Genomic DNA, 19,112 nt, shown 5'->3' with positions numbered 1-19,112 from the left:
GCGGGAGTCGAGTCCCGATTCGGTGCGCTACCGCACCGCTCTGCGGCGACGGGGTGTCAAAAAAGTACCGTCCCGCGGTGACGGCGGGCGTCCGAAAATCCGCCGCGGAGAGGCGAGTCGCCGTCCGCGGACGCGCGTCGGCCGCCTCAGAATCGCATCTGTCGGACGACGCTCGGATTCACCGGTTTCTCGTCGAGGTAGACGTACTTCTCGTGGGACGAGTCGCTCAACTGGAGGTCCAGCGTCTCGACGGACCCCGAGAACAGGTAGCGGTCCCCGAGCACGGTTTTCGCGCCCGCCTCCTTCGAGAGCGGTCCCGTCGTGCCCGCGGCGGTGAACGTCCCGTCGGCGTTCTCCGTCGGCGCGTCGTCCTCGTCCGCCGAGAAGTTCCCGCCCTTGTGGTCGGGCGTCATCTCCGGTTCGACCTGCAGTTCGTACGAGGTGGGGCCGTTCGCCGCTATCGTCAGGGTATGCAGGCTCGGGTCCGTCAACTGCATCCGGTTCAGTTCGTCCACGGTCACCAGCGTCTCGTCGAGGTAGACGTTCGCCTCGTAGTCGGGGTGCGCGTCGAGGGTGAGGTGGGCGTAGTAATCGACCAGGAACCGGTCACCATGGAACGCCGTCCCGCCCGCGTTCTCCAGCGTCGGCCCCGTCTCGTCTATCACCGTGTAGACGCTGGGACTGTTCTCGACGTACTTCGGTTCGTCGTCGCTGTCGGCCGAGAAGTCGCCGTGCTCCGTGTCCGCCTCCAACGTCCCGTCCACGGTGAACTCGTACTCCAACGGGCCGTTGGCGGTTATCATCAGCGAGTGCAGGTCGTCGGACTGAGTGTCCGTCCGCGACGACGCCGCGGCAGTCCCCCACGGCAGGGTCACCGCTCCCAGTCCAGCGACGGCCGTCTTTATCGCCGTCCGCCGGTCGAACGTGACTCCCGACGAGTCGCCGTGCGGGTTCGCGCTGTCCTCCGCAGCCGTCCGAAGGTCGTCGCGTGTCATAGGTCCGACGTAGATAACAGCCTCCGGACACATAACGCTGTACCGCAGTCCCAATCGAGTCGGAATGACAGCCCTGGCGTGAAGGCCTTCGAAAGGTAAATGGGCGGTGCGGTGCATTGTGCCCCCGTATCAGACAGTTCAATCTTCGAGTACGATCCGCGTCTTGCGGTTCTCCGTCACGCGCTCCTAATTCATATCCTGCGGATGATACTTCGTACGGCGAGGACCGTTCGCTGACGACGAAATCCAATCGATTCGGACTCGCCCGCGGGCGTGGCCGTGACCGACCGCGATATCACAACCTGTTCGACCCCGCACAAAATACCGAATTTTGAAGTTGGAAATTAAACCCGAGGGCGGCGAATTAGCTTCTTAAGCCTATCTCACCGTGGCGACCGACGCGTTCCGTCGAGTCGCCCGTCTGGTCCGAGGGGGAGACGCCGGCCGGTGCGTGAACCGGCCGTCTACGGCGGAGAGAGCCCGAAAAACGGAAACAGCGCTCGTCGTGCGTCGGACGCTACACTATTTCGCGGTTAATAGGTCTTATGTACTCTTTTGCACGAAAGCACTTATTCCGTCCGCGGTAATGCTCAGCAAAAGATGGACAGGATGGTCGAGACGGGCGAGGCGAGGCAAACGGTGCCCGAAGAAGCCGGGCGAACAGACGCGTTAATCGTAATTCCGGCGTACAATGAGGCTGCGACCATCGGGAGCGTGGTGCTGGAGGCGCTGACTGTCGCGGAGGAAGTCCTCGTGGTGGACGACGGGAGCACGGACGCGACGGCCGAACTCGCCGCGGCGGCGGGCGCGCGCGTCCTCAGACACGACACCAACCGCGGGAAGGGGATGGCCATCGAGAACGCCTTCCAGTACGCCCGCGAGAACAACTGGGAGTACCTCGTCCTCGTGGACGGCGACTGGCAGCACCGACCGAAGGAGGCGGACGCGCTTCTCACGGCGTGCGCCGAGGGGCCGGCCAACATCGTCATCGGGAGCCGGTATCTCGACGGGAACCGGGGAGAGACGGCGCTGTACCGCCGCGTCGGCCAGCGAGTCCTCGACGGCATCACGGAGGCGAACACGGGGTACTCCGTCACCGACTCCCAGTCGGGCTTTCGCGCGTTCGACAGAACCGCGATCGAGACGGTGGCGGTGACCGACGCGGGATTCGGCGTCGAATCGCAGATGCTCGAATCGGCCAGCGAACGCAGCCTGACGGTCACCGAGGTGCCCATCTCCGTCAACTACGACGTTCCCGACCCGAACACGTCGAACCCGGTCCGGCACGGCTTCTCCGTCGCGGTGCGACTCCTCCGGACGGGCGGCATCCGCTACCCCCGGTTCTTCCTCGGCGCGCCCGGCGCGGTGCTGGCGGCGGTCGGGTTCGTCGGCGTCTGGTGGACCGTCACCGCCGAGGCGACGTGGACGCTCTCGCTCGTCATCGGACTCCTCCTCAGCACGCTCCTCTGTCTCTGCGGCGTCGTCCTCACGACGATGTCCGTCCGGACGACGCGCGCGGGGCGGCACTGACTGCGGGTCGAGGGCTTTCGGACACGCGTACGAGCGTTCGTCTGCGACTCCCTCGCCTCTCCCAAACGCTTATCATCAATAAAAGATCATTAGGGTCGTGCCACGACTCAGCGACAGCGACAGACAGCGACTCAGGGCAGAGTTCGACCGTCATCTCGCCGTCGGTTTGCACCACGGAGCCCAACTCGCCGTCTACGTCGACGGCGAACTCGTCGTGGACTTCGCGGGCGGAACGACCGGTCCGGACGGCGGCGAGACCACCGAAGAGACCCGCCACCTCCTGTTTTCGTGTACGAAACCGTACGCGGGGGCGGGGTTGCACCGACTCCTCGAAGAGGGGGACGCCGACTACGACGACCCCGTCGTCGAACACTGGCCCGAGTTCGCCGACGAGGGCGCGCAGAAGTCCGAGATCACGATACGGCAGGTGCTCAGCCACACCGCCGGCATCCCGTACGGCGAGTTCGACGACGAGGCCGAGAAGTGGGGCGACTGGGACGCGGTCGTCCGAGCGATGGAGGACATCGACCCCGTATTCGAACCCGGCGAACGGCCGGCGTACCACACGTTCAACTACGGGTGGGTCGTCGGCGAACTCGTCCGTCGCATCAGCGGACAACGCGTCGACGAGTACGTCGCGGAGAACGTGTTCGACCCCTTAGAGATGGACCGGTCGTCGATCGGGTTGGCCGAGGACGAAGAGGACGACGTCGCCACCCTGACCGGGTTCGACGTGTTCGACCGGTGCCGCGACCCCGGCGAGGGACTCGGAATCCCCGCCTCCGAGTCGGCGGCGGCGTTCAACGAGGAGGCCGTCCGCCGAGCGGTGATTCCGGCGGCGAACGGCGTCGGAACCGCGCGGGACATGGCGCGGTTCTACGCCTGCATGGCCAACGGCGGCGAACTCGACGGGACGCGCCTCCTCGACGAAGAGACGGTCGCCGAAGCGACGCGGACCCACGCCGAAACGGAGTCCGACGGGACGCTGTCTCGACCGGCGCGGTACGCCCTCGGCTTTTGGACCGGCGGCTTGGCCAACGACATGTTCGGCTCGTTCAGCCGGGAACGGATGTTCGGCCACGCCGGTCTCGGCAGCGTCTTCGGGTGGGGCGACCCGGAACTGAACGTCGGGTTCGCCTACGTCACGAACGGCATTCGGGAGGAATCGTGGGAGCACGCGGCGCGGATATCCGGCCTGTCCGACGCCGTTCGATTGGCGCTGCTGGACTACTGAGTATCGTATCGGTGCACGCTCGGGGCGCAGTCTCCTCGGCGATTCTCCGTGCTCACCGCGGAGACGAAGCACATTTCCGGGCGGCGCGAGGGGTGTACGGTATGACCGACCTTCGCGCACACCACGTCGGCATCACCGTCGACGACCTGGACCGCTCCGTGGAGTTCTACGGCGACGTCCTCGGATTCGACGTGATCGACCGCTTCACCGTCTCGGGCGACGCCTTCGCCACCGCCGTGGGCGTGGACGGTGCGACGGGGCGGTTCGCTCATTTGGACGCGGACGGCGTCCGCGTCGAACTCGTGGAGTACGACCCCGCCGGCGAGGACGTTCCGACCGAGGAGGTGAACCACTCGGGCGCGAAGCACCTCGGCTTCGCGGTGGACGACATCGACTCGTTCCACGAGTCGCTCCCGTCCGACGTTGAGACGCTGAGCGAACCGCAGACGACCGAAAGCGGGTCGCGGGTCTGCTTCCTCCGCGACCCCGAGTCGAACCTCGTCGAGATAATCGAGGCCTGAGTGTCGCACTCCGACCGGACACTTCTTGTCGCCCCTCCGCGAACCTCAGTGAGATGGCACCGACGGACGACCTGTTCTCGCGCGAACCGGACGACAGGGTGCGGGTGTTGGACGAAGAGGGAACCGTCGTCGCGCCGGACCTCGTGCCCGACCTGGACGACGAGACGTTCGTGGCGATGTACCGCGACATGCGCTTCTGCCGCCGGTTCGACGAGCGGATGATAAGCCTCCAGCGGCAGGGTCGGATGGGGACGTACTCCTCGCTGGCGGGACAGGAGGGGTCCCAGATAGGGTCCACCTACGCGCTCGCGCCGGAGGACGTGATCGCCTACCAGTACCGCGAACACGGCGCGGTGGTCGCGCGCGGGTTCCCGTGGGAGTACCTCCTCTACTGGGCGGGGCACGAACGCGGCAACGCCGAACTCGCCGATATCGACGTCTTCCCCCTCAACATCACCATCGCCGACCACCTGCCGCACGTCGTCGGGATGGCGATGGCGACGAAACTCCGCGGCGAAGACCGGGTGGCGGTGGCGCACTTCGGCGACGGCGCGACGTCGGAGGGCGACTTCCACGAAGCGCTCAACTTCGCGGGCGTGTACGACGTTCCCGCCCTGTTCGTCTGCAACAACAACCAGTGGGCCATCTCGACGCCCCGAGAGCGTCAGACGGCGAGTCGGACGTTCGCGCAGAAGGCACACGCCTACGGGTTCGAGGGGATTCAGGTGGACGGGATGGATCCGCTGGCGACGTACGTCGTGACGCGGGCGGCCCGCGAGAAGGCGCGGTCGGAGGCGGGCGAACGGCCGCGCCCGACGCTCATCGAGGCGGTGCAGTACCGCTACGGCGCGCACACCACCGCCGACGACCCCTCGGCGTACCGCGACGAGGCGGACGTCGAGGAGTGGCGGCGGAAGGATCCCATCGACCGCTTCGAGTCGTTCCTGCGCGAGACGGGCCGCCTCACCGACGAACGCGTCGCGGCGATAGACGAGGAGATAGAGGAGACGTTGGTGGACGCCGTCGAACGCTTGGAGTCCTACGAGGCCGACCCCGAGGAGATGTTTGAGTACGCCTACGAGGGCGACACGCCGACGATTCGGGAACAGCGAGAGCGGTTCCGCGAACTCCGCGAACGGTACGGCGACGAGGCGTTCCTCCGGGACGAGTAGTCGAGGCGGGCGGAGACTCGGCTCGCGCGGTCGGTTCTCCTCCGAGGGTCGGACGGCCGTCCATAGGCAAGCAGTGGACTTAGTGACATGACAGGTCGAGTGCTTCGAAAGGTCGGCTTCGGACCGACCGCTTCGACCCCTCATGACCGAAATTGGCTACACCTTATCGAGCGAGGAGCACAGCCCCACCGACCTCGTGGACCACGCCAAGCGCGCGGAGGAGGTCGGCTTCGACTTCCTCTCCATCTCGGACCACTACCACCCGTGGATAGACGCGCAAGGGAACGCGCCGTTCGCGTGGACGGCCCTCGGCGGCGTCGCGGAGGGGACCGACGACATCGACGTCGGCGTTGGCGTCACCCCGCCGATACTCCGCTATCACCCGGCGCTGTACGCGCAGATGGCCGCGACGACGGCGGCGATGTTCGACGGGCGGCAGTTCTTCGCGGGCGTCGGGACGGGCGAGAACCTCAACGAGCACATCTACGGCGACCGGTGGCCGGAACACGAGGTTCGACTGGAGATGCTGGAGGAGGCCGTTGACGTCGTCCGGAAACTCTGGACGGGCGAGCAAGTCAGTCACCGGGGGAAGCACTACACCGTCGAGAACGCGCAACTCTACACGCTCCCGGACGAGCAACCGCCCATCTGCGTCTCGGCGTACGGAGAACACGCGGCGCGGGCGGCGGCCGACATCGGCGACGGCTTCTGGTCGGTCGGACCGCAGGACGTGATAGAGACGTGGGAAGAACACGGCGGCGAGGGGCCGCGACTCTGCCAACTCCACGCCTGCGTCGCCGACACCGACGAGGAAGGCGTCTCCACCGCCCACGAGAAGTGGCGTAACTCGGGACTGCCGGGCGAACTGAGCGCGATTCTGCCGACGCCGACGCACTTCGAGCAAGCGACGCAGATGGTCTCCGAGGAGGACATCGCCGAGGGCAGCATCATGACCGGCCCCGACGCCCAACAGCACATCGACAGCATCCAACAGGCCCTCGACGCGGGCTACGACCACGTGTACATCCACCAGATCGGCGACGACCAAGAGGCGGCGTTCGACCTCTACGAGGAGGAAGTTCTCCCGTCGTTCTCGTAGGGAACACGCGACTTTCGGCGACCGAACGTGACACTCAGAAGACAGTAAACGCCACGCTCGAACGGTGTACTGGCGACCTCATAAATATAAGAGTTAGAGACATTAAAGATTACCTGCCAGATAGTATATGTTATCTGCTTTTAATTGAAAGAACATGACCGATCAAGTGTTCGACCTCACCGGATTTCAGCGCGACACGCTCACCGTCATCGCCGGACTCGACGAGCCTTCGGGCCAAGAAGTGAAAGAAGAGTTAGAGAAACAGCACGACGATATCAACCACGGTCGCCTCTACCCGAACCTCGACGCCCTCGTCGAAGAGGACTACGTCGAGAAGGGACAGATCGACCGGCGGACGAACTACTACGACCTGACCGAGAAGGGCAAGCGGGCGCTCGAAAACCGCCGCCGGTGGGAGAACTCCACCGTCGACGCCCTCGGCGAGTAACCGGGCGAAACCGAGGCCGGGGACCTCCGGATCATCCGGGCGGAAGCAGGAGGTTCCAGTACCACAGCAGCCAACAGAGTCCGAACAGCGAACCAACGACGAGTGCGTAGTGGGCTCCGCTCGTTCGACCCCATTCCCCCCTACTCCCGGCCCGAACGCCGATTCCGGCCGCCGCGAGCGTTCCGAGCAGTCCGAGTACCGGGCCGACGAACAGCACTCGGAACGTGAGCGGGGGGTCCGAGAGCACCACCAGCGGCGCCGCTAGGAAGTGTCCGACGACCAGGAACAGCGCCGCGAAGATTGCCACCGCGGACCCCCCGGCGACCAGTCTCGCCCGCGTCGTGCGCCGTCCGAGGAGCGTTCGCCAATCGCCTCCGGCGGCGGTACTCCCGAGGCGAAGATACCGATAGAGCGCGGCCGCGGGCCAGCCGACGACCGCCGAGAGCGTTCCGAGGACCGTACAGAGCGCGAGTAGTCCATGGAATCGAAGCCGCTCTAAGCCGTCGACGCGGTCGTACGCCGTCGGACTGCCGCCGAGGAACAGGTACCGAACCTCTCCGTCCCGTTCGCCGAAGGCGAGTCGCTGTCCCCCTTCGACGCGTTCGAAGACGAGCGGTTCGATCTCGACCCACCGCCGCGTGGTGTTCCCGTGGTCCGTGACGAGTGTCCCGTCCGACGCGACGCGAACGTCTATCGTGGCGGCGTTCAGGACGGACGTCACCCGGTCGTGCCACGTGTACGACCGCTGCAGCGACCGGTACGTTCCCTCGATGGCTTCGGCGCGCGACGGCGCCCCGTCGGGGGACAGTGACGCCCCGTCCGGTTCCGGGAGCACATCGTCGAGGACGCCATCGACGACATCGCCCGCGGCGGCGCTCCCATTCGGGTCGTTGAACGACACGAACAGGCCGAGGCCGTACTCCGGGACGAGTACGAGGTGGCTGTAGAACGACAGCGTCGCGCCGTTGTGCCAGAGGGTGCGAACGTCGCCGCGGAACTCCTCGATCAGCCCGAACGCCATCCCCGACAACCGCTCGTGATGCGTCGCCCACCGCTCGTGCATCGCGCCGATCGTCCCCGGTTCGAGGACCCGTTCGCCCCTGACCCGACCGTCATTCAACTGGAGTTCGAGGAACCGCGCCATGTCGGTCGCGGTCGCCGACATCGCCCCCGCCGGTCGGAGTCCGACAAGCGGAAACGCACCGCCGCGATAGATCCCGGTCGGGCCGTATCCCGTCGCGTGCGCGTCGGCGAGCGGTTGGGGAAGGGGCTGTCGGAAACTGCTCCGCGACATGCCGGCCGGCGTCAGGAGCGCATCGTCTATCGCGCGGTGAAACGGTTCGTCCGCCGTCGCGGCCAGCACTTGCCCGACGAGCCCGTACCCGTAGTTCGAGTAGGACCCGGCAGTACCCGGCGGTCGAACGCGCTTCTGCGCGTCGTTGCGGAGGTACGATTCGAGCGGTCGGAGGGTCTCGGCGTCCGGAATCCACATACCCCGGTTCGTCGCCTCGAAACCGCCTCGGTGGGTGACGAGTTGACGGAGCGTGACCGGTTCTTCGTCGTACCCGTCGATGGGGACGTCGACGTATTCGGCGACGCCGGCGTCTGGCTCGACTTCGCCGCGTTGGACGAGTTGCATCAACGCCGTCGCGACGACCGGCTTCGACACCGACCCGATGCGGAACGGGGTGGCGTCCGGATCGACGACCCTCCCGGTGGCCCGGTCCGCGACCCCGTACCCCTTGGTTAGAACGGTGTCCCCGCCCGTCACGACGGCGACGCTCGCTCCCGGAATATCGTACTCCCCGAGGCTCGACTCCACCAAGTCGTCGAGGAGCGATTCGATATCGGACTGGGCGGATCCGTCGGCCCCGGAAGAAGACCGGGTGTCGGCGGTCGCCGTCAGGGGGACTCCGGCGACGGCGGCACACCCCGCGCCGGTCCCGGCGAGAAACTGACGGCGGGAGAGGGACTGTCGCATTGCGTCGGTACTCATCTTCCGCTGGTAAATACCTTCGGAGCGGAGGGACGCTCCTCCGCGAGTTACCAGGTTCTCCGCCGGCATGGGGACGTAACGACCGACGGCGAAGATATCGGCTCGTCGAACGCTCGTCTCGGGACTCTCGTCCGCTTTCGACCTCTTCCTCTTCCGTTACGACCGTCTCAGCCCCGAATGCACTCTCCGCTGGCGATTTCGCTCGACTGGGAGGCAACGCGACTGAAACGGAGATACGAGCCACCGAATTATTTATCAATATTCAGTAGAATCTGTATTTATGACTAATATGTTGGGAACGGAACTGGAGGGAACCCCAGTAGTGGGTTCCGACGGGTCGAAGCTAGGGACGCTACGGAGCGTTACGGTAGACGTCCGAACGGGCGAGTTGAAGCAGTTTCTCGTGACTCTGGAGTCAGAACGGCCCACGTCGTTCGACCGCAACGGAGACGGTCACCTTCTCGTTCCCGCGAGCTGTGCGCAGTCGCTCTCTGAACACCTCATCGTCGAGAGAGAGTAGCGGGAAATCTGAGTGAGAGCTTCGACCGGCGGTCGTCCGCTCTTCGTACCGAGTCGGCGAATGCGATAATCGGCCAAGTCTCTTATAGACATATATTATTGTACATAATGAGCTGTGGGAAAATGGGGTATTTGAGGAGACCATTCGACCTGAACCATACATTATGAATCGAAATCGAAGAAAATAATACTTACGTTTGGTAGCAGTCGATCTAAACCAACATCGAAACAGATCTCTTGAATCAGATGGGGATGTCGGGTACCTCGGCCAACTGTCTTTGTCACCGCAAAAGCCGTTTTGAACGGTTTGAGCGTCAAAACCGATTCTACTGGCAGACGAGATACGTACGCATATCTAATCCTCTTCCGGAGTATGAGTACAATCATATCTGTAAAAGAACATTCCGAAGAAGAGAGCCGGTTTAACGTCTCACCCTCCACCGACTGAGCTCAGTTTACCGTTCCTTCCTCCCATTACAACGCTATTCCCGTAAGGGAAGAACTCGGCACCATCTCTGTGAAATTCCAGACTAGATGGAAGTTACTTGTAGCGAGTATCGACAATGGAGCGGTTCGCCGTCGAACTCTGTCATATGGCTCCGTCTCCGCTCTCGAACGTTTTCCGCAGGTCCTCCACCGCGACGGCCGGCACCCCGTCCGCACCGGTCTCTGTGAACGTCATCGTTCTCTTTTGACAGAAGCTGCCCGAGCGATACTAGATATATCGGTTAGATTTCACATCAGTTCGTCCGATAAACGAGAGGCCGCCCGTTGGCGGCGACGTTACAAGAGGCTCAAAAGGGCGTTGAGTATCGGAAAGAGGACGACGAGTCCCGCGATGACCGCCGAGCGTCGGACGGCCAGATTCCGAGCCTCGCTGATCGCGTAGGTGAGCAGGTACCCGATCCAGAGGTACCCCACTACGCCGATGACCGAGTTGAACAGTACCAACCAGGACGGGTACTGCATCCGAGTCGGTGTCACGGTCGGGAGTCCACCGAACGACGCGAAAATCCAGATCGTAGCCGTCGTGATCGTGTTCATCAGCAAGAGGGGCAACAGCGCCCACCCGATGTTCGCCGCGACTTGAGAGAGGGGACCTGATCCGCCGGCAAGTGCCGACAGTAGATACACTGCGATCGTCGATACGGTCCAGATTACGACGGCACCGAGCAGACCGCCGAACAGAACGGAGAACACGAGCATTTCGGTCGAAAATTCGATGGGACTGTACTGGTCCATGAAGGGTGCCGCACTCGCGACGGCGACGATTCCGGCGAGAAGCAGGATTATCGCGGCACCACTCAGTGACGGCGACCGTCGGGCAAAGAATTCGCTGGGTTCGAACAACGGTGTGGAGGGCATCGGTAATCGGTTCCGTCGGCGAGAAAATCAATCTACTGATCATTTAGTTGAGACCGGTGCTCTCGGTGCGTGCTAGCGTCTACTCTCGAAGACCTATCCAGAACGAGCCTGAACGAATCAACCCCTTGGTAGGTGTCTCTATGTTTCGGACAACTGCTGATAGACGTACGCGTATAACAAACCGACGAGGACTATCAGCAGAGCCAGATTAGCGCTCTTTAGTCCGTACACTTCCGGAAACGCCGCTCCACCTCCTACTCCCCACACTAGGAGGACAGCACCGATGTACGCACCGAAGAGAGAGTGCAACAGTCGTTCGGAATGCATCAAAGAGTATCCGTCTGCGATGGGTGATAGTCTCTTCCCTCATCTCTGAATTACATCATACTGTGGCTCGCATCCTGTGTGGTAGGCGCGGGAGTCCGGCGTGCGGGTGCCGGTCCTTTCGGCCAAATGAACTATCAATAGCGAATCTGAGGAGATATTATGGCAGCGAGTAACATGAGCGATGGAACCGATGGAGGAGACGAACCGAAGTGGTCGCTTATCGGACCGGGACTGCTCGTCGCTGCCACCGGCGTCGGCGCGGGCGATTTGGTCGCCGCCCTCGTCGCCGGCAGCAGGTACGGACTGAACTTCGTGTGGGCCATCGTGCTCGGCGTGGCCGTCAAGTTCGCGCTGAACGAAGGGGTGGGGCGGTACCACCTCGCAACCGGCGAGACCTTCCTCGAGGGCATCGATTCGTTGGGTCGGTGGGCGACGGGGTTCTTCGGCGGCTACACAGTCATCTGGGGGTTCGTCTACGGCGCGGCCGTCGCCGCCTCCTGTTCGCTAGCTGCGAATGCGCTGTTTCCGAGCATCCCCTTCTGGGTGTACGTCGTCGTCCATCCCATCGCCGGGTGCGCGCTGGTACTGTTGAACCGCTACGAGACGTTCGAGAAGATCATCACCGCCTTCGTCTCGCTCATGTTCGTGAGCGTCATCGGTTCGGCGGTGCTGGTCCTCCCGCAACTCGGCGACATCATCGCCACGGGAATCCCCGCGCTTCCCGAGGGGTCGGTCGTCTATGCGTTGGGACTCGTCGGCGGCGCTGGCGGGACTATCACGATGGCGTCGTACGGCTACTGGCTCGCGGAGAAGGACTGGAACAGTCCGCGCCACATCCCCACGATGCGGCTCGACGCCTCCTCGGCGTACATCATAACGGGGATATTCTCCATCGCGCTGATCGTGATGAGCGCGGCGCTCCTGTACGGGACGGGCGCGTCCGTCTCTGGAGAGGAGGGGCTCATCGTCCTCGCGAGCAACCTCGGCAACGAGCTACATCCCCTCCTGCGAACGGGGTTCCTCGTCGGCTTCTGGGCCGCCTCGTTCACCTCCCTGCTCGGCGTCTGGCACGGCGTCTCCTACCTGTTCGCCGACTTCGTCGAGACGGTGACCGAGGAGACCATCAAACCGGCGGACGAGTCGGAACTCAGCGGGACGAAGTGGTACAAGTTCTACGTGCTCTGGCTGACGTTTCCGCCGATGCTTCTGTACTTCTTCGGACGGCCGGTGTTCCTCATCGTACTGTACGGTGCGCTCGGGGCGCTGATCATGCCGTTCCTCGCCGTTGTCCTGTTGTTGCTCCTTAACTCCGATACGGTCAGCCCGGGACGACGGAACCACTGGCTCTCGAACTCGATGCTCGTCATCAGCGCGCTCATCTTCCTCGCGCTGATGGTGGTTCAGGTCTCCGAACTCCTCTCCGGCGGCGGGTAGGACAGAGCGGTCAGAAACGCCCGTCGACCTCACCCGTCTCCCGAATACTCGTCGTTTCCTTCGAACATCTCGGCCATGTGCGTCCGGCGGAGTTGCCGGATGTGCGCGGCGGAGAGATAGGTACGACCGAGGCCGCGCGACAGGAACATTCATCTCCGCGAGAGTAGACTTGACCGGATTCCAGCGAGATACCCTCTTATTGATCACGGGCCTAGATCAGCCCTCAGGGCAAGATGTCAAAGATCCAGTTCTTTCTGGACATCGATGTCGACGGATTCTGATTTCCCCTTCCCGACCTCCTGCTGAATTGCTACATGAATGAGGTATGAGAGCCGGAACAGCCAAACGACATGGTCAATGTCGTCAGCCGATTCGATGTGAAAGGTCGTTGCATTCGGATGTTCTGGAACAGCATGGTGTTGTTCTGTTAACCCGTCCGCAATCAACTGATTTCGGAGCGATTGTGGATAGTCGATGTCTGCTAGCCTCGGGTGAAGGTGACCGATCTCTCTGCCCGCGAGTTTGAAGCTCGTCGAGTTAAATCGACCTTCGTCTACCGTAATCCCTGGCCACGATGAGACTAGTTCGGTGATTTGCTCCCTCGACGTTCCGCGTTCTTGTGTATCCTTGTTTTCCATGAGTGTATAGCAGTACTGTCATTCTCGAGCTGTGCTTTGTCTCTCTGTTTGCCAGTCCATCTGTGGAATAGCTCCGAGTTGCTGAAACCAAGTTAGTGAATCCATTTCCGACCAAACCTCTACAATCCGCTCTCCAGAGAGTCGAAGTATCGTTATCGTTTCGACCGCAACTTGATTACTCGTTGGTGCTATCCCAAGGTACTCTCCTTGATGCATCCCTCGCATCGTGGCCCGAACCGCAACCTTGTTCTCGTCCCCAAATACATCGTGTAAATCGAACGTTAGGTCAGGAAATGCCTCACGAAGCACTGTCGATTGAACTTCGAGAAATTGCTCTCTATCTCGGAGGGTCTCTAAACCAGAGATGGTGAAGTCCGGCGCGAGTATCTTGTCACTGTCACCGAAATCACCGTCGGTTAGTATCTCATCGAAGTAGCGGTCGACAAGTCGTTTCTCGGCATCGCTCAACATAGGTCTCGCTTCTCCAATTGAAGTGACCGATCCGTCTGTCGCTGCGTTTGGCTGGATTGACGAAACTGCTGTCGATGCCCCCTGTTCGGTCGTGTTACAACCATACTATCTACTATGCGTGGCGGAACTATCGCTATTCGCGTGAAGATATTCACCTCGCTCCCGATTTTCCGACTACATCGCTCGCAGACGCTGGCGGGCAACGTCGTGATAACCAATTGGAATGTGCTCTGGTCGTCAACGATCTCGTAAGCGGCTCTTGATTCCCAGTTCTGCGTTGGCGGCGAACGCTTTGATGATTTGCTCTTCGGCACGGTGGAGGACCCCACTCACTGCCGATGGACTGACGTCCAATGTCGTTGCGAGGTCTGTCAATGAACAACCGCGTGGAGTATTGTAGTATCCACGTGTGATTGCTTCGGTGAGAACTTCCCATTGACGATCAGTCAAGAGGTCGGTCACTTCAACCGGTTGTGTAACGGAAAGAATTTCGAATGAAACGTCGTTCTCTTCGAATTCGACTTTGAGCTGTGACAGTCGTTCCCACGACGTGATCGTTTCGATCGTTTGCCAGCCGTCGCGCAAAACCATGGGATACTGTGGTAGCATGCCGACACTGCGCGCTATAGCACGGGGTGAGTGTTCTTCAGTTTCGATCTGAAGCAATACTCTTTGTTTATCCTCATGCAGTACATCGTAGAACCGTATCTCAGGGGCTTCGTCGAGAGTTCGGATAAGCGCGTTCGAATCAAGTGTCGCAGCTTTGACAACTACCTGTAGGCGATTTTCTGTACGCCGGGAGGAAAGGATATGAAATTCGCTATCTGGATGTTCGATCGAATACCGAACCAATGAATCGTGTGGCAGTTTGATTTTCAATCGTACTCTAGGCATATATTTTGATTGTCGTGTCTGTTTCGCTTATCGGATGATTGGTTGGTCGGTCCTCTCGGATCGAACCTCGTTCGGTTCGTGTGGCTATGCTACGACATAACATGACAGACGGTGTCTCGTGTCTTAAAAACGTCGTCAACTCCGAATCGGGGCGAGGGCGACTCAGCGCCCGAAATGTGGACAAATAGATATCCGTGTCTGCCAGCTCAGGACGTGTAGTCACCGCCGTCGGCAGTTCGCCGCGGTCGGGGCAGCAACGGCCGGGGTCACGTGCGAGGGTCACCTCGCGCGCTCACGCCGACCGGTCTCTCACTGAGGCTCGATATACGCGAGCGTATCGCCGCGCCCGAACTCGTCGTTCTTCTCGAGGACCCGATCGGAGAGGACGCCCGATGCGGGGGCGGGGACGTCGACGGTCACCTTCTCGATCTGGATCTCCGCGATCGTTTCACCCTCCGTGACGGCGCTCCCCTCGTCGGTGAACCAGTTGGTGACCACCCCCTCGTCCTCGTCGGTGTCCTCGGGCCACAGGTCGTCCGTGTCGACCAGAACTCTGTTCTCGTCGCTCATCGTTCGATGTTCCTGACGGCCTTCACGATGTCGTCCACGTTCGGGATGACCTCGTTCTCCATCGGCCGCGCGTACGGAATGGGGACGTCGGGCACTGCGAGACGCCGAACGGAGTTCAGAATCCCGACGTCGTGTTCGGCGACCCGGGCGATTATCTCGCCCGTCACGCCGAACGAGCGGTAATCCTCGTCGACGACGACGAGGTTGTTGGTCTTACTGACTGATTCTACGACCGTCTCGTCGTCGAGGGGGACTAGCGTCCGGAGGTCGACGACCTCCGCCTCCACCCCGTCTTCGGCGAGTTGCTCTGCGGCGTCCATCGCGCGGTGGACGTGCAGTCCCAACGTCACGATGGTCACGTCGTCTCCCTCGCGCTTGACGTCGGCGCTACCGAACGGTATCGTGTAATCCTCCTCTGGAACGGGGGTCTGCGGGCCGTCGGGCGCCGGCATCCAGCCGATACCCATCAGTCGCTTGTGGAACAGATAGACGACCGGGTCGTCGTCGCGGATGGCGTTGTGCATCAGTCCCTTCGCGTCGTACGCCGTCGACGGGACGACCACCTTCATCCCCGGGAGGTGCGAGAACGTCCCGTAGAGGGTTTGCGAATGCTGGGCGGCGTCGTTGTACGTGCCGCCCACGGCGGCCGTGAGCACCATCGGGACGCTCACGTTCGCGCCGCTCATATACGTGTTCTTCGCCATGAAGTTGTATATCTGATCCATGCCGACGCCGAAGAAGTCGACGAACATGAGCTCCGCAATGGGGCGCATCCCCTGCATCGCGGCGCCGACGGCGGACCCGATATACGCCGTCTCGCTGATGGGCACGTCCATGACGCGGCCGTACCCGAACTCGTCGAGGAGGCCTTCCGTGGAGTCGAAGATGCCGCCGTAGTCGGCGACGTCCTCGCCCATGTAGAACACTTCCTCGTTCTCGCGCATCTCGTATGCGATGGCTTCGACCATCGCCTTGCTCATCGTCAGGTTTCTGGTGACTGTGGATTCGGACATCACTCCTCACCTCCTTCGAGTTCGTAGGACGGTTCGCTCTCCGTGACACCGCTCATGGGGTTGACGAACATGTCCTCGTACGCGTCCTCCGGGTCCGGTTGCGGCTGTTCCACGGCCCACTCGATGGCGTCGTCAACTCGTTCGTGTGCGCTATCGCGTATCTCGTCAAGTTCCTCGTCCTCCACACCGTGAGCGCGGAGGTCATCGGCAAGTCGGTCTATCGGGTCTCGCGTAGCCGCCCCCTCGCTGTCCGTTTCAGGACGGTACGTCTCGGGGTCGCCCATGAAGTGCCCCATTCGCCTGTGGACCTGTAGTTCGATGAGAGTCGGCCCGTTCCGGTCGCGCGCGCGGCCGATGGCCTCGCCGGCCGCCTCGTAGACAGCGACGGCGTCGTCGCTGTCCACCCGGGTTCCCGGCATGTCGAATCCGCCGGCGCGGCGAGATCCGTCTTCGACGTCCGTTACGCGCTCTTTCGGCATGCTGATGGCCCAGTCGTTGTCCTCGATGACAAAGACGACGGGCAGGTCGTGTACGGACGCGAGGTTCAGCGACTCCAGGAACGCGCCCTGACTGATGGCGCCCTCGCCGAGGAAGGCGACGGCGACGTTGTCCGTGTTCCGTTTCTTCGCGGCGAACCCGGCGCCGACCGCGGGCGGGACGCCCTGGGCGATGATACCACTACAGGCGAAGTTGACGTCGGGGTCGTACAGGTGCATGTGCCCCCCCTTCCCCTCGCTGAGACCCGTCTTCCTTCCGAATACTTCGGCGGTCATTCGCTCGAGGTCCACTCCCTTCGCGATGGCGACGTGGTGCGGTCGGTGTGGCGCGGTCACGGTGTCTTCGGGGCGAAGGTGCTGACAGACGCCCGCGGCGGACGCCTCGTGACCGCTCGCTAGGTGTAACTCTCCCGGAATCGGACCCGCCGAGATGTCGAACGCCGGCTGTTTTCCCTCGAGGTACTCCTCCTGTAACTGCTCTTCGTAGTACCGAGCGGTCACCATGTCGGAGAACATCTCCGTCAATCTGCTCTTGCTAAGTGTTGGCATGTAACATGACAAATTCGTCAGCAGGTAGCATAAACGTAAGGGGGAGATACCTGACGGCCGGCGACAGGCGTTCTCGCTACCACCACAGTGATGACAACCAGAGACGTGTAACTACCCCCGTCAACCCCCGATTCTGGGATCGCTCCGGGGGTCGACGGAAACATTTGAGTGAAATTTCAAAGAAGCCGTACGTATACCCGGAAACTGGGTATTGTTACAGCACTATGATATAAAGGGTTGTATACAGAGAAGGATATTCACACAAATATATTTTCTTGTACTCCACTAGAACAATACAATCATACAGACATATTGTATGCCAATAGTATAGTAAATATTTTGATTCTACGTACGTAATAGGGGTCTTACACAATACTACGGGCACTATTTTTGAATTCTACTAAATTACCAAATAACCACACAATCGAGCGTGCTGAAGTTTATCCAATTAAATATATCTCCTATAGCGACGAGGATACGGCCGAATTGGAGAATACTCGTCTACCCCGATATTTAAGCGAGTGCGGTCAGATTCGGAGATACGCAATGACGGATTCGATCTACGACGACCTTGGAGTACCGACCGTAGTCAATGCAACCGGGACGAAAACCCGGATTAGCGGGAGTCTCATCCGCGAAGAGGCGGTTGAAGCGATGACTGACGCCGCCCGTTCGTTCGTCCGCATCTCAGATCTTCAGGCCCGGGCGAGCGAACTCATCTCCGACGTAACCGGCGCGGAGGCGGGCTACGTGACGTGCGGTGCATCGGCAGGACTCATGCTCGGTGCCGCCGCCTGCATCGCGGGAGACGATATCGATGCGATGTACCAGCTTCCAGACACCGAGGGACTCGCTGATGAGATAATCGTCCCGCGAACCCACCGTTCCGGCTACGACCACGCCCTCCGGGCTGCGGGGGCGACAATCGTCGACGTGGGGACGAACGATCACCACCTTGGGACTGGGTCACGAAACGTGGAACCATGGGAGATCGCGGAGGCGATCACCGAGGAGACGGCAGCCATCGCTTATCTTCAGAAGGAGTACACCGAACCCCCACTTCCGAAGGTCGTCGAAATCGCACACGCTCATGACGTTCCGGTGATAGTAGACGCCGCAGCGGAGGTACCGCCCACGTCGAACCTTTCTCGATTTATCGACGAGGGGGCAGACCTCGTAGCATTCAGCGGTGGAAAGGCCATCCGCGGCCCCCAGACGACCGGGATTCTGGCGGGGCGAGAGGATCTCGTCGAGTCTGTGGCCCTCCAACAACTGGACATGCACGCTGCGGAACCGGTCTGGGACCCGCCGAGCGGCCTGGTCGATGTCGACCGCTACGACGGCGTCCCCAGACAGGGTATCGGTCGCTCACTGAAGGTGGGGAAGGAGGAGCTGGTCGGTCTCATCAAATCTCTCGAACTGTTCATCGAGGAGGACCATGACGCACTCGGTGACGAGTGGCTCAACCGGACGAACCGAATCGCAGACAGACTCTCCGCCGAACCAGCCCTCTCGACGCGGACGACGGAGGCCGACAAAGTCTCTATCGCGCCCGAAGTCGTCGTCACTGTTGACGAAGATGTGGCCGGCATCACGACAATCGACCTCGTCCGCTCACTCCGACAAGAGGATCCCCGAGTGTTCGTGGGCGCCGACAGCCTCGCCGACAGCGCCTTCACCGTCAACCCGATGTGTCTCACCGACGAAGAAGCGGAGTACGTGGTCGAGCGGATTCGATCGTACCTGTAACCCCCGACTCCTCTTCCTGGTTAGCCGATCTGACCGTCTGGACAGCAGTTCCTCTCCGCGGACGGTCACGCCGAGCCTTTCGGCCGTCGCG

General features: G+C 61.7%; 18 protein-coding genes. 9 read left to right on the top strand and 9 right to left on the bottom strand.

Going from position 1 to position 19,112, the window contains the following annotated elements; translation table 11 throughout:
* Positions 1 to 146: 146 nt before the first annotated feature.
* Complete coding sequence (locus ACZ522_RS04170) at positions 147 to 995, bottom strand: hypothetical protein (protein WP_379692066.1); 849 nt, start codon at positions 993 to 995, stop codon at positions 147 to 149.
* A 600-nt stretch (positions 996 to 1,595) separates the two neighbouring features.
* On the opposite strand from ACZ522_RS04170, the gene ACZ522_RS04165 reads away from it, so the two are divergent.
* The 6 genes from ACZ522_RS04165 (at position 1,596) to ACZ522_RS04140 (ending at position 6,999) form a co-directional block, all read left to right on the top strand.
* Complete coding sequence (locus ACZ522_RS04165; RefSeq protein ID WP_379692067.1) at positions 1,596 to 2,525, top strand: glycosyltransferase family 2 protein; 930 nt, start codon at positions 1,596 to 1,598, stop codon at positions 2,523 to 2,525.
* A gap of 97 nt (positions 2,526 to 2,622) precedes the next feature.
* A complete protein-coding gene (locus ACZ522_RS04160) occupies positions 2,623 to 3,759 on the top strand; it encodes a serine hydrolase domain-containing protein (protein ID WP_379692068.1) in 1,137 nt (378 codons plus the stop codon).
* A gap of 101 nt (positions 3,760 to 3,860) precedes the next feature.
* Complete coding sequence (locus ACZ522_RS04155; RefSeq protein ID WP_379692069.1) at positions 3,861 to 4,280, top strand: VOC family protein; 420 nt, start codon at positions 3,861 to 3,863, stop codon at positions 4,278 to 4,280.
* A 53-nt stretch (positions 4,281 to 4,333) separates the two neighbouring features.
* Entirely contained in the window at positions 4,334 to 5,452 is a 1,119-nt protein-coding gene (pdhA, locus tag ACZ522_RS04150; RefSeq protein ID WP_379692070.1) for a pyruvate dehydrogenase (acetyl-transferring) E1 component subunit alpha, read from the top strand.
* 142 nt (positions 5,453 to 5,594) lie between these two features.
* Positions 5,595 to 6,551: a TIGR03557 family F420-dependent LLM class oxidoreductase gene (locus ACZ522_RS04145; protein ID WP_379692071.1), complete on the top strand. Its 957-nt coding sequence runs from the start codon at positions 5,595 to 5,597 to the stop codon at positions 6,549 to 6,551.
* 166 nt (positions 6,552 to 6,717) lie between these two features.
* The gene (locus ACZ522_RS04140) at positions 6,718 to 6,999 is read left to right on the top strand and encodes a PadR family transcriptional regulator (RefSeq protein ID WP_379692204.1); all 282 of its coding nucleotides are present in this window, start codon (positions 6,718 to 6,720) and stop codon (positions 6,997 to 6,999) included.
* Positions 7,000 to 7,030: 31 nt separating this feature from the next.
* Here ACZ522_RS04140 and ACZ522_RS04135 read toward each other — a convergent pair whose 3' ends face one another.
* Complete coding sequence (locus ACZ522_RS04135) at positions 7,031 to 8,980, bottom strand: serine hydrolase domain-containing protein (protein ID WP_379692072.1); 1,950 nt, start codon at positions 8,978 to 8,980, stop codon at positions 7,031 to 7,033.
* Between the two features lie 295 nt (positions 8,981 to 9,275).
* On the opposite strand from ACZ522_RS04135, the gene ACZ522_RS04130 reads away from it, so the two are divergent.
* Positions 9,276 to 9,515 (top strand): PRC-barrel domain-containing protein, encoded by a 240-nt coding sequence (locus ACZ522_RS04130; protein ID WP_464391769.1) that lies wholly within the window; start codon positions 9,276 to 9,278, stop codon positions 9,513 to 9,515.
* 782 nt (positions 9,516 to 10,297) lie between these two features.
* On the opposite strand, the gene ACZ522_RS04125 is transcribed toward ACZ522_RS04130, so the two are convergent.
* Positions 10,298 to 10,879 (bottom strand): YIP1 family protein, encoded by a 582-nt coding sequence (locus ACZ522_RS04125; protein WP_379692073.1) that lies wholly within the window; start codon positions 10,877 to 10,879, stop codon positions 10,298 to 10,300.
* A gap of 501 nt (positions 10,880 to 11,380) precedes the next feature.
* Between ACZ522_RS04125 and ACZ522_RS04120 the strand changes: the two genes are divergently transcribed.
* Positions 11,381 to 12,640 carry an Nramp family divalent metal transporter gene (locus ACZ522_RS04120; protein WP_464391768.1) on the top strand — a complete coding sequence of 420 codons (1,260 nt, stop codon included), beginning with the start codon at positions 11,381 to 11,383 and terminating at the stop codon, positions 12,638 to 12,640.
* A gap of 236 nt (positions 12,641 to 12,876) precedes the next feature.
* Here the strand turns inward: ACZ522_RS04120 and ACZ522_RS04115 are convergent, their stop codons facing one another.
* The 6 genes from ACZ522_RS04115 to ACZ522_RS04090 form a co-directional block, all read right to left on the bottom strand.
* Entirely contained in the window at positions 12,877 to 13,278 is a 402-nt protein-coding gene (locus ACZ522_RS04115) for a luciferase domain-containing protein (protein ID WP_379692075.1), read from the bottom strand.
* 18 nt (positions 13,279 to 13,296) lie between these two features.
* Complete coding sequence (locus ACZ522_RS04110; protein ID WP_379692076.1) at positions 13,297 to 13,749, bottom strand: ester cyclase; 453 nt, start codon at positions 13,747 to 13,749, stop codon at positions 13,297 to 13,299.
* A gap of 237 nt (positions 13,750 to 13,986) precedes the next feature.
* Positions 13,987 to 14,628 carry a helix-turn-helix domain-containing protein gene (locus ACZ522_RS04105; RefSeq protein ID WP_379692077.1) on the bottom strand — a complete coding sequence of 214 codons (642 nt, stop codon included), beginning with the start codon at positions 14,626 to 14,628 and terminating at the stop codon, positions 13,987 to 13,989.
* A gap of 324 nt (positions 14,629 to 14,952) precedes the next feature.
* On the bottom strand, positions 14,953 to 15,213 hold the full coding sequence (locus ACZ522_RS04100) for a lipoyl domain-containing protein (RefSeq protein WP_379692078.1): 261 nt from the start codon (positions 15,211 to 15,213) through the stop codon (positions 14,953 to 14,955).
* Positions 15,210 to 16,226: an alpha-ketoacid dehydrogenase subunit beta gene (locus tag ACZ522_RS04095; RefSeq protein WP_379692079.1), complete on the bottom strand. Its 1,017-nt coding sequence runs from the start codon at positions 16,224 to 16,226 to the stop codon at positions 15,210 to 15,212. Before ACZ522_RS04095 ends, ACZ522_RS04100 begins: the two co-directional genes overlap by 4 nt.
* Positions 16,226 to 17,239, bottom strand: a complete 1,014-nt coding sequence (locus ACZ522_RS04090) for a thiamine pyrophosphate-dependent dehydrogenase E1 component subunit alpha (RefSeq protein WP_379692207.1) — start codon at positions 17,237 to 17,239, stop codon at positions 16,226 to 16,228. The genes ACZ522_RS04095 and ACZ522_RS04090 overlap by 1 nt, the downstream gene beginning before the upstream one ends.
* A gap of 579 nt (positions 17,240 to 17,818) precedes the next feature.
* Here ACZ522_RS04090 and ACZ522_RS04085 point away from each other — a divergent pair.
* Positions 17,819 to 19,021, top strand: coding sequence for an aminotransferase class V-fold PLP-dependent enzyme (locus ACZ522_RS04085; protein WP_379692080.1), 1,203 nt, complete (start codon positions 17,819 to 17,821; stop codon positions 19,019 to 19,021).
* Positions 19,022 to 19,112: the final 91 nt, after the last annotated feature.

This window comes from Halopelagius fulvigenes (assembly GCF_055398025.1).
The sequence above is the reverse complement of the archived record's forward strand: the minus strand, read 5'-3'. Positions and strand labels throughout refer to the sequence as shown.